7 protein-coding genes are annotated in these 11,144 nt (G+C 73.0%); 2 read left to right on the top strand and 5 right to left on the bottom strand.

Annotation, left to right across the window (positions count from 1 at the left end):
- Positions 1-314: 314 nt before the first annotated feature.
- On the bottom strand, positions 315-2,516 hold the full coding sequence (helR, locus tag ACN6LM_RS36370) for an RNA polymerase recycling motor ATPase HelR (protein ID WP_445069699.1): 2,202 nt from the start codon (positions 2,514-2,516) through the stop codon (positions 315-317).
- A gap of 302 nt (positions 2,517-2,818) precedes the next feature.
- Between helR and ACN6LM_RS36365 the strand changes: the two genes are divergently transcribed.
- On the top strand, positions 2,819-5,401 hold the full coding sequence (locus tag ACN6LM_RS36365) for a bifunctional FO biosynthesis protein CofGH (protein ID WP_445069698.1): 2,583 nt from the start codon (positions 2,819-2,821) through the stop codon (positions 5,399-5,401).
- A 49-nt stretch (positions 5,402-5,450) separates the two neighbouring features.
- On the opposite strand, the gene ACN6LM_RS36360 is transcribed toward ACN6LM_RS36365, so the two are convergent.
- Complete coding sequence (locus ACN6LM_RS36360) at positions 5,451-6,371, bottom strand: aminoglycoside phosphotransferase family protein (RefSeq protein WP_445069697.1); 921 nt, start codon at positions 6,369-6,371, stop codon at positions 5,451-5,453.
- Between the two features lie 159 nt (positions 6,372-6,530).
- On the opposite strand from ACN6LM_RS36360, the gene ACN6LM_RS36355 reads away from it, so the two are divergent.
- Positions 6,531-7,646 (top strand): ADP-ribosylglycohydrolase family protein, encoded by a 1,116-nt coding sequence (locus ACN6LM_RS36355; RefSeq protein ID WP_445069696.1) that lies wholly within the window; start codon positions 6,531-6,533, stop codon positions 7,644-7,646.
- A gap of 32 nt (positions 7,647-7,678) precedes the next feature.
- Here ACN6LM_RS36355 and ACN6LM_RS36350 read toward each other — a convergent pair whose 3' ends face one another.
- The 3 genes from ACN6LM_RS36350 to ACN6LM_RS36340 all read right to left on the bottom strand — a co-directional run bounded on the left by ACN6LM_RS36350 (position 7,679) and on the right by ACN6LM_RS36340 (position 10,951).
- Entirely contained in the window at positions 7,679-9,241 is a 1,563-nt protein-coding gene (locus ACN6LM_RS36350; protein ID WP_445069695.1) for a sodium:solute symporter family protein, read from the bottom strand.
- A 443-nt stretch (positions 9,242-9,684) separates the two neighbouring features.
- Positions 9,685-9,885, bottom strand: a complete 201-nt coding sequence (locus tag ACN6LM_RS36345) for a DUF397 domain-containing protein (protein WP_445069694.1) — start codon at positions 9,883-9,885, stop codon at positions 9,685-9,687.
- Between the two features lie 208 nt (positions 9,886-10,093).
- Positions 10,094-10,951 carry a helix-turn-helix domain-containing protein gene (locus ACN6LM_RS36340; protein WP_445069693.1) on the bottom strand — a complete coding sequence of 286 codons (858 nt, stop codon included), beginning with the start codon at positions 10,949-10,951 and terminating at the stop codon, positions 10,094-10,096.
- Between the last annotated feature and the right edge of the window lie 193 nt (positions 10,952-11,144).

Here is an 11,144-nt window from a genome sequence, read left to right as displayed (position 1 = left end):
AGCTGCGCCTGCTCCCCGAGGCGGACGGGACTTCGAGCTGCGCCTGCTCCCCGAGGCGGACGGGACTTCGAGCTGCGCCTGCTCCCCGAGGCGGACGGGACTTCGAGCTGCGCCTGCTCCCCGAGGCGGACGGGTTCCGCGTCGAGGTCTCGGACGCGCGCGGCGAGCGGCCTCCGGAGCTGTGCGCGGACGGGCCCGCCGCCGAGGGCGGGACGGGCTGCGCCTGGTCGCGGCGCCGGCGGCGGTGTGGGGCGTCGCCGAGCGCGTCGTCGGCAGGACGGTGTGGGCGCGGGTGGCCCCGGGGCGGTGAGGCCCTACGCCCCCGCCAGCACCACCAGCTCCCGCGTGGCCCGGGTCATCGCCACGTACCGGTCCACCGCCCCGCCGACCCCCTCCCCGAAGCGCTCCGGCTCGACCAGGACCACGAGGTCGAACTCCAGGCCCTTCGAGAGGGCCGGCGTCAGCGCGCGGACGCGCGGCGACGGCGGGCGGAAGGCCGCCGGGGCGCCGATCACGCACGCCGTGCCCTCGGGGTGGGTCGTCAGCCAGGTGCCGAGGACGGCGGGCAGGTCCGTGACCGGGCCACGGCGCACGGGGATGCCGCTGCTGCGGATGGAGACCGGGACGTTGGCGTTCGGCAGGGCGGCCCGGATCACCGGTTCCGCCGCCGCCATGATCTCCTCCGGCGTGCGGTAGTTGACGGTCAGCGCGGCGAGGGTGATCCGGTCGAACCCGACCCGCTCCAGCCGCTCCCGCCACGACTCCGTGAAGCCGTGCCGGGCCTGCGCGCGGTCCCCGACGATCGTGAAGCTGCGCGAGGGGCACCGCTGGAGCAGCATCTGCCACTCGGCGTCGGTCAGTTCCTGCGCCTCGTCCACCACCACATGCGCGAACGGGCCCGCCAGCTCGTCCGGTTCGGCGGTGGACAGCGCGTCCGGGTCGAGCAGCGTGTCCTGGAGGTCCCGGCCGCGCAGCATCCCCACCGCGCCCTGGCTCTCGTCGATCTCCGCGTTCTCCAGCAGGCTGTCGATCGCCTCGGCGCGGCGCGCACGCTCGGCAGCGGCCGTCGCCTCGTTGCGCCGCCGGCGGCGGGCCGCGTCCGGGTCGCCGAGCCGCTGCCGGGCCGCGTCCAGGACCGGCAGGTCGGAGACCGTCCACGCCTGGGGCTCGGAGCGCTGGAGCCGGGCCACCTCCTCGCGGGCGAGCCGGGGCGCGCACGTACGGAGATAGGCGGGGACGGACCAGAGGTCACCGACCAGGTCCGCCGCCTCCAGCAGGGGCCACGCCCGGTCGAAGGCCGACATCAGCTCGCGGTCGCGCAGCAGCGCCTGGCGGACCAGGTGGTCCGGGACCTCCTCGTCCTGCCGGTCCGCGTGCTTGTCGGCCAGGATCGTCAGCACCTCCTCCAGGACCGCGTCCCGCGCCTCGTTGTGCGGGACGCCCGGCGCCGACTCGAAGGCCACGGCCCACTCGGCGGCGGTCAGCCGGACGTCCGCCCAGGGCGTCGTCACGGTCAGGCCCTGGGCGGGCGGCTCCTCGTAGAACGCGACGGCCGCATCGACCGCCCGCACCAGTTCCGCCGAAGCCTTCAGCCGGGCCACCTCCGGATCGGCCTCCGGCAGGGCCGCCGCGCCCTCCGGGACGAGGTCGCGCAGGGTGCACGTACGCACCCCGTCCTCACCGAGGCTCGGCAGCACGTCGGCGACGTAACCCAGGTACGGCTGGTGCGGGCCGACGAACAGGACGCCGCCGCGCCGGTGTCCGAGGCGCGGGTCCGCGTGCAGGAGGTACGCGGCGCGGTGCAGGGCGACGACCGTCTTGCCGGTGCCGGGGCCGCCGTCCACGACCAGCGCCCCGCGCGAACCGGCCCGGATGATCGCGTCCTGGTCCGCCTGGATCGTGGAGAGCACGTCCCGCATCCGGGACGAGCGGTTGGTGCCCAGGCTCGCGATGAACGCCGACTGGTCGTCCAGCGCGGCGTGCCCGGCGAAGGCGTCCGGCGCGAACACCTCGTCCCAGTAGTCGCTGACCCGCCCGCCGGACCACCGGTAGCGGCGGCGGCTCGCCAGGCCCATCGGGTTGCCGTGCGTCGCCCCGAAGAACGGCTCGGCGGCCGGGGAGCGCCAGTCGGTCAGCAGCCGGCGGCCCTCGCTGTCCGTGAGGCCGAGCCGTCCCACGTACACCGGCTCGGAGCCGTCCGCCCCGGCCATGTGGCCGAGGCACAGGTCCAGGCCGAAGCGGCGCAGGGTGCGCAGCCGGGCGGTCAGCCGGTGGATCTCCGCGTCCCGGTCCAGACCCTGCCGGCCAAGACCGCCCGGGGCGCGGCGGGCGGTGTCGAGGGCGGCGGTCAGTTCGGCGACGGTCTCCTCCAGGCAGCGCGCGATCGCCGCGAAGTGCCGCTCGTCGGCGGCGATCAGGGCGGGGTCCGCCTTGGCCTCGGCGCGGTCGCCGGTCAGCGCGAAGGCGCTCGTCGTGAGGGTGGTGGGGGAGGGGGTGACAGGACTCGAATCGGGCACTACGCAGAACTCCCAAATGCCGCAGGTGGCTGGCTCAGGTCAGCGATTGTGCGGGACAAGGGGGGCCTTGCGGCAAGGCCCCCCTTGCGCTATACGTTGAGAGTGGCCGGAGGTGACTCTCCCCCCCGGTCCGGTACTCGGCGAGGCCGTGCCCGGTCCGGTTGTGCGCCGGGGCCGTCCCCACTCGGTCGCCGGCCGCCCGCGACCGGCCCCGCCTGCGGGAATGGTCCCAGGACCGGCCGCTGATCCCGGACTGCTACGCGTAAGCGGAGCGCCCGCTACCCGCTCGTATGCTCGGAGGCATGACCGATCCTCAGAGCGGACCCCCCACCACCAACTCGATGCGGCGCGCGCTCAAGCGTGCGCGTGACGGTGTCGCCCTCGACCGGGCCGAGGCCGCCGTGCTGCTCCAGGCGCGCGGCGACGATCTGACGGATCTCGCAGCCTCCGCAGCCCGGGTGCGCGACGCCGGTCTGGCGGCGGCGGGGCGGCCGGGGGTCATCACGTACTCCCGCAAGGTCTTCATCCCGCTGACCCGGCTCTGCCGCGACAAGTGCCACTACTGCACGTTCGTCACCGTGCCCGGCAAGCTCCGCCGGGCCGGGCACGGCATGTTCCTGTCGCCCGACGAGGTGCTGGCCATCGCCCGCGAGGGCGCCGCGATGGGCTGCAAGGAGGCCCTGTTCACGCTCGGGGACCGGCCGGAGGACCGCTGGCCGGAGGCGCGCGAGTGGCTGGAGGCCGAGGGGTACGACGACACGCTGGCGTACGTACGCGCCATGGCGATCCGGGTCCTGGAGGAGACGGGGCTGCTGCCGCACCTCAACCCCGGGGTCATGAGCTGGACGGACCTCCAGCGGCTCAAGCCGGTCGCGCCGTCCATGGGCATGATGCTGGAGACGACCGCGACCCGCCTGTGGTCCGAGCCCGGCGGCCCGCACCACGGCTCCCCGGACAAGGAACCGGCCGTGCGGCTGCGGGTCCTGGAGGACGCCGGGCGGTCCAACGTGCCGTTCACCACGGGCATCCTGATCGGCATCGGCGAGTCGTACGAGGAGCGCGCGGACTCCCTCTTCGAGCTGCGCCGGACCGCCCGCGCCTACCACGGCATCCAGGAGGTCATCGTCCAGAACTTCCGGGCCAAGCCCGACACCGCGATGCGCGGGATGCCGGACGCGGAGCTGGAGGAACTGGCCGCCGCGATCGCCGTCGCCCGGCACATCCTGGGCCCGTCCGCCCGCATCCAGGCCCCGCCGAACCTGGTCGACGCGGAGTACGCGCTGCTCATCGGCGCGGGCATCGACGACTGGGGCGGGGTGTCCCCGCTGACCCCCGACCACGTGAACCCGGAACGCCCCTGGCCGCACATCGACGAACTCGCCGCCCGCACCGCCGAGTCCGGCTTCACGCTCCGCGAACGGCTCACCATCTACCCGGAGTTCATCCAGCGCGGCGAACCCTGGCTGGACCCGCGCCTGCTCCCGCACGTCCGCGCGCTCGCCGACCCGGAGACCGGGCTCGCCCGCGAGGGCGCGATCCCGGAAGGGCTGCCCTGGCAGGAGCCGGACGAGGGGTTCAACGCCTCCGGCCGCACCGACCTGCACCGCACCATCGACACGGAGGGCCGCACCGGCGACCGCCGCGACGACTTCGACGTCGTGTACGGGGACTGGGAGGCGCTGCGAGAGGCGGCGGCCCCCGGGATGGTGCCGTCCCGGATCGACGGGGACGTGCGCACGGCGCTGAGCCGGGCGGCGGACGACCCGACCCGGCTCACGGACGACCAGGCGCTCACCCTGCTCCACGCGGACGGCCCGGCCCTGGACGAGCTGTGCCGGATCGCGGACGCGCTGCGGCGCGACGTGGTCGGCGACGACGTCACGTACATCGTCACGCGGAACATCAACTTCACCAACGTCTGCTACACCGGCTGCCGCTTCTGCGCCTTCGCCCAGCGCCGCACCGACGCCGACGCGTACACCCTCTCGCTCGACCAGGTCGCGGACCGGGCCGCGCAGGCGTGGGACGTGGGCGCCGTCGAGGTCTGCATGCAGGGCGGCATCCACCCGGACCTGCCCGGCACCGCGTACTTCGACATCGCGCGGGCGGTGAAGGAGCGGGTGCCCGGCATCCACGTCCACGCGTTCTCGCCGATGGAGGTCGTCAACGGGGCCACCCGCACGGGCATGTCGATCCGGGACTGGCTGACCGCCGCCAAGGAGGCCGGCCTCGGCTCGATCCCCGGCACCGCCGCCGAGATCCTGGACGACGAGGTCCGCTGGGTCCTCACCAAGGGCAAGCTGCCCACCGCGACCTGGCTGGAGGTCATCAGGACCGCCCACGAGGTGGGCCTGCGCTCCTCCTCGACCATGATGTACGGCCATGTCGACCAGCCCCGCCACTGGCTGGGCCACCTGCGCACCCTGGCCGCGCTCCAGCAGGAGACCGGCGGCTTCACCGAGTTCGTGACGCTGCCCTTCATCCACACCAACGCCCCGGTGTACCTCGCCGGGATCGCCCGCCCCGGCCCGACCGACCGCGACAACCGGGCCGTCACCGCGATGGCCCGCCTGCTGCTGCACCCGCACATCACCAACATCCAGACCAGCTGGGTCAAGCTCGGCACGGAGGGCGCGGCCGAGATGCTGCGCTCGGGCGCGAACGACCTGGGCGGCACGCTCATGGAGGAGACCATCTCCCGCATGGCCGGGTCGAGTTACGGCTCCTACCGCTCGGTCCGCGACCTGGAGGCCATCGCGGAACTCGCGGGCCGCCCGGCGAAGCCGCGTACGACGCTGTACGGGGAGGTCCCGGAGGAGCGGGTCGCGGCGGCCGGCGCCTCGGACGGGCACCTGCCGGAGCTGCTGCCGGTGCTGGGGGACTGAGGAGGGGGCGCCGCCGAACCCGCCGGTGGGCCGGCGCCACCGCGCCGGCTCACCCCCGCCCGTCGTGCTCCCCCAGCACCGCGTCGATCACCCGGAGCTCGACGGCCGCCCGCGCCGGGTCCTCGCCCGCGTCCTGCGTCAGGTTCAGCAGCGCCTTCCACAGCGCCCAGCCCCGGGCCCGCGCCCAGGTCCCCTCGTCCTGGCGGGCCGCGTCCCGGAACGCCTCGCGGCTCTCGCCGTCGAACATGGTCCAGGCGATCACCAGGTCACAGGCCGGGTCGCCCACGCCGGATGTGCCGAAGTCGATGACGGCGGCCAGCTCGCCGCCCTGGACCAGGAGGTTGCCGGACGCGATGTCGCCGTGGAACCACACCGGGTCCCCGTGCCACTCGGCGGCTAGGGCCGCCTCCCAGACGGCTCGCGCCCGGTCCGTGTCGACGCGGTCCGCCAGGACGGTCAGGCAGTGGCGGGTCTCGTCGTCGTAGTACGCGGGGGAGGCGCCCCGGTACCAGCTGTGCGCGCCCGCCGCCGGACCGCCCGCCGGCTCGCAGCGCTGGAGGGCGCGGATGAACTCGGCGACCGAGACCGCGAAGCCGGGCAGGTCCGCGACGCGGTCGTGCGCCGCCGTCTCGCCGGGGAGCCAGCGCCGCACCGACCAGGGGAACGGGTAGCCCTCGCCGGGCGCGCCCAGGGCGAGGACCGGGGGGACCGGGACCGGCAGCGAGGGAGCCAGGCGCGGCAGCCAGACGTGCTCCTTCTCCACTGCGGGGACGTAGCCCGCGGCGGTGGGCAGCCGGACCGTCATGGCGTCGCCGAGGCGGTACGTGCGGTTGTCCCAGCCGTCGACCTCGACGGGGACCACGGGCAGGCCGCTCCACTGCGGGAACTGCGCGGCGAGCAGCCGCTCCACGAGCGCGGCGTCGATGCCCGCGCGGCCGTCGGGGTGGGTGTGGGGGAGGGAGGAGGGCATCGGGCGATCATCACCCCCGGGCCCGCCCGCCGCAACGGAATTCGATGCGCCTCGGAGCCGTACAAAACCCTTGGCCACTGCACCCGTTCGATTACAGTGCTGCGCAGTTACCGCACAGTCGCACAGGGGAACGAAACCACGGCATACGGGAGTGGCGCGGTGAGCACAGGGATGTCGGCCGTCTGGGGGCGGACCGAGCAGCAGGACTTCCGCAGCCGGGTACGCGGCACCCTCCTCGGCGGTGCCCTCGGGGACGCGCTCGGCGCCGGCGTCGGCCCCCTCACCCTGGAGGAGATCCGCGCCGCCCACGGCCCCGACGCCGTCACCGGTTTCGTCCCCGCCCACGGCGCGCGCGGTACGGTCACCGCCGCCACCCAGCTCACCCTGTTCACCGTCGACGGGCTGATCCGCGCCCAGGTCCGCCGCGACACCGGCGCCTGGCACCCGCCCACCGATGTGCACCGCGCCCACCTGCGCTGGGCCGCGACCCAGCACGACTGGGGGCCCGACGAGCGCCGTGCGGACAACGGCTGGCTCGCCGGGCAGGAGTGGCTCTACGCCCGCCGCGACCCCACCCGGGAATGCCTGGGCGGCTTCGGCGACGCCGTCATGGGCACCCTGGACCGGCCCAAGTACCCCGCCGCGCACGACGCCGCCGCGCTGACCCGGTCCGCGCCCTTCGGGCTGCTCGTCGGCTGGGACCCGGAGCTCGTGTTCCAGCTCGCCGTCGAGTGCGCCGCGCACACCCACGGCCACCCCACCGCCCTGCTCTCCGCCGGTGCCTTCGCGGTCGTCGTGCACGGTCTCGCGCGCGGCGGGACCCTGGACGGCTCCGTGCAGCACGCCCTGGGGCTGCTCGCGGAGCACCCGGGCCACGAACCCGTCACCGAGGCGCTGCGCCGCGCCCTCGGCGCCGTACGCCAGGGCATCCCGGGGCCCGCGCTCATCGAGTCCCTGGGCGTCACGGACTCGGCCGAGGAGGTGCTGGCGGTCGCGGTGTACTGCGCGCTCGTCGGGGAGGACGTGCGGCACGGGCTGCGGCTGGCGGTGAACCACGGGGGGCCGTCCGCCGCGACCGGGGCGCTGTGCGGGGCGATGCTGGGCGCGATGCACGGGGAGACCGCGCTGCCCCCGGCCTGGCTCGCCGAGCTGGAGGGGCGGGCCACCCTCCTCGAACTCGCCGACGACTTCGCCATGGAGATGACCCAGGGGCCCGCCCTGCACAGCCCGGCCGGCGCCGCCCCGGGCTGGCTGGCCCGCTACCCGCGCGGCTGACGGGCGGGTAGCGGGGCCACCGGGGGGCGGGGCTACTCCTTCGCCCCCTCGGCCACCGCCGCCTCGCCCGGACCGGCCTGGGCGGGCACCGCCGCCGGGCCGTCGCCGTCCGTGTTGATCCGCTCGATCAGCGCGTCGCGTTCCGGGGTGTCCTCCGGGCGTACGAAGCCGATCACCACGTACAGCACCAGCGAGATCGCCAGCGGCAGCGCCACCTGGTACTGGAGCGCCACCCCTTCCTTCACCGAGCCGTCCAGGTCGTAGTTGGTGAAGTAGAACGCCAGCAGCCCCGCCGCCCAGCTGACGAGCGCCGCCGTCGGACCCGACTTACGGAAGCGGCGCAGCAGCCCCAGCATGAACGGGATCGCGATCGGGCCCATGAGCCCGGCGACCCACTTGATGACGACCGAGATGATGTCCTTGAACGTCGGCGAGTTGATCTGCGTCGCCAGCGCCATGGACAGGCCGAGGAAGCCCAGCGTGGACAGACGCGCCGCGAGCAGCCCGGCCCGGCTGCTCCACTCGCGGGCGGCCTTGGAGAACACCGGGGCGATGTCCCGGGTGAAGACGGCCGCGATCGCGTTGGCGTCGGAGGAGCACATGGCCATGGTGTGCGAGAAGAACCCGACGACGACCAGGCCCAGCAGCCCGTGCGGCAGCAGCTGTTCGGTCATCAGCGCGTAGCTGTCGGAGGCGTCCGGCTTCTGCGCGTCCACCAGCAGCGGGGCGCACCACATCGGGAAGAAGAGGACCGTCGGCCACACCAGCCACAGGATGGCGGAGAGCCGCGCCGAACGGGTCGCGGAGGCGGCGGAGTCCGTGGCCATGTAGCGCTGGGCCTGGTTCCACATGCCGCCGTTGTACTCGAAGGTCTTGATGAACAGGTACGCCAGCAGGAACGTCACGGTGTACGGGCCGGCCGTCGGGTCCGCGTGGCCCTCGGGCAGCTTGTCCCAGACCGTCCACAGGGTGCTGAAGCCGTCCAGCTCGTGCATCGCGGTGACGAGCATCGCGAGCCCGGCGAACAACTGGATGACGAACTGGCCCAGTTCGGTGAGCGCGTCGGCCCACAGGCCGCCGACCGTGCAGTAGACCGCCGTGATGAGGCCGGTGATGAAGATGCCCTGGGTGAGGGTGATCCCGGTGAAGACGGACAACAGCGTGGCGATGGCGGCCCACTTGGCGCCCACGTCCACGATCTTCAGCAGCAGCCCCGACCAGGCCAGCGCCTGCTGGGTCGGCACGTTGTAGCGGTTCTTGAGGTATTCGAGCGGGGACGCCACGTACAGCCGCGAGCGCAGCCGGTTGAGCCGGGGCGCGAAGAGCTTCGCGCCGATGCCGATACCGATCGCGATCGGCAGCGACCAGGTGACGAACGAGGTGACGCCGTACTGGTACGCGATGCCGGCGTAGCCCGTGAACATCACGGCGCTGTACCCCGACATGTGGTGCGAGATGCCGGACAGCCACCAGGGCATCCTGCCGCCCGCGGTGAAGAAGTCGCTGACGTTGTCGACACGCTTGTGGGACCAGAGCCCGATCGCGATCATCACGCCGAAGTAGCCGATGAGCACGACCCAGTCGAGACTGTTCATATGTCCCCTCCCGGGGTCCGCCTTGTGAACGGGGTGCGCACTTCGCCAGTACGGCCGCTCAGCGGCGCCCCGTGCGGGAGCGGGGACTTCGGGGATTGAACCGCCTGTCAGGTACCCCGGTCAAGGACCCTTTCGGTCATAGATGTGAACGCAGATCAGTAAGAGGAACGATTTTACTCGTTCTTGACTCACGGGAGCGTTGTCGTGAACGTGACGACGGCCACACGATGAGCGGGCGCTTCGCCAGGCAGTGAGCGCAGGGAAGCAGGAAGGGAAGCACAAAGAAGACCGCACGGGATGCGGGTCCCGTGCGGTCGAGAGGGAGGGGAACTGCCAGAGAATCCGGCCCGGAGACGGCGAAAGCCCTCTCGGCCAGGACGGCGGGCCGGTCGAGAGGGCCTGATGCGGGCCGCGGCGCGAGCGCGCGGCCGGGTCGCGCGGTGTCAGAAGCCGGCGGTGTGCGTGACGTCCAGGACGAACGCCGACCAGGTCTTCGCGGAGAAGTCCAGGACTCCGCTGCTCACGCTCTTCGAGTCGCGGACCAGCAGGGCGTGCCCCTCCGCAGCCTTGACCTCCACACAATTCCCATTCGCGGAATAGGAGGACTTGGTCCACTCCGTCAGTGCATTCTGCCGAATCGCCATAATGACTCCGATGGTTGTGCCGGTCGTTGGGCGGTGCGCCCAGCCGCTGCGCCCAGCGACTTGTGAGGACGCTACGCCGCAACATCATCGAGCGTCGGCGGCGTTCACTCGTTCGGATGACTTACGCCTTGGTTGTCTTCCGGTGCGACCGGGCGGAGGTGTATTTTCCGCGCCGCCCCGGGAGTACCCGTGGCGGGCGCGGAATTCGTCACGCTCCGCAGTTCTCCGCCGCCTGGAGGATGTACGCGCGGGACTGCTCGGCGCTCAGCGCCTTCGCGCGCAGGTGTTCGTACATCACGGCATAACTCTGGACGTCGGGCGCCTTTTCCAGGTACAGGTCGCTGGTGATTCCTTCGAGGTAGACGACGCTCGCGTCCATGTCCTCCTGGAATTCGAGGATCGTGTAACTCCCGTACATCCCCGGGTGTGCCCCGACGGTGTACGGCAGGACCTGGAGCGTCACGTGGGGCAGCTGGCTCAGCTCCGCCAGATGCCTCAACTGGTCCGCCATGACCTGCGGGCTGCCCACGACGCGGCGCAGCACGGCCTCGTCGATCACGGCCCAGAACCGCAGCGGTTCGACCGGATCGGTCAGGCGGTCCTGACGCTTTATGCGGATCTGGATGCGCTTGTCGATCTCGGTGGGCGTGGCCTCCGGCCACATCCCCTCGATCGCCGCCTGCGCGTACTCCCGCGTCTGCAGCAGGCCGGGGACGATCAGCGACTCGTACACCCGCAGCGACGCCGCGTCGGTCTCCAGACCGATGTACACGCTGTACGGGATGTCTCCGAACGCGTGCCACCAGCCCTGCTGGCGGGAGTCCTTTGCCATCTGCATCAGCGAGTCGACCAGGCGGCGGTCCTCGACCTCGTACACCCCGCAGAGATCGCGGACGTCGCGCTGGCTGATGGAGCGGCGGCCGTTCTCCAGGCGGCTGATCTTGGACTGCGACACCAGCAGCCGGTCCGCCACCTCCTCGGCGGTCATTCCCTTGACCTCGCGCAGTCGGCGCAATTCCTGTCCCAACCGGCGTCGCCTGACGGTGGGATTGACGTTGGACGGCACGGAAACGGCACCTCCGGCTATGTAGCTGTGCGTATCTACTGCTGAGCAGATTGCCACCCACGGGCCCGGCCGCGCTGGGAAACGGCCACACACAGCGGCGGGGGGGGGGGGGGGGGGGGGGGGGGGGGGGGGGGGGGGGGGGGGGGGGGGGGGGGGGGGGGGGGGGGGGGGGGGGGGGGGGGGGGGGGGGGGG

Source organism: Streptomyces sp. SAS_281, from assembly GCF_052542855.1.
Note: the sequence above shows the minus strand (reverse complement) of the source record. Positions and strands in the feature narration are given on the sequence as shown.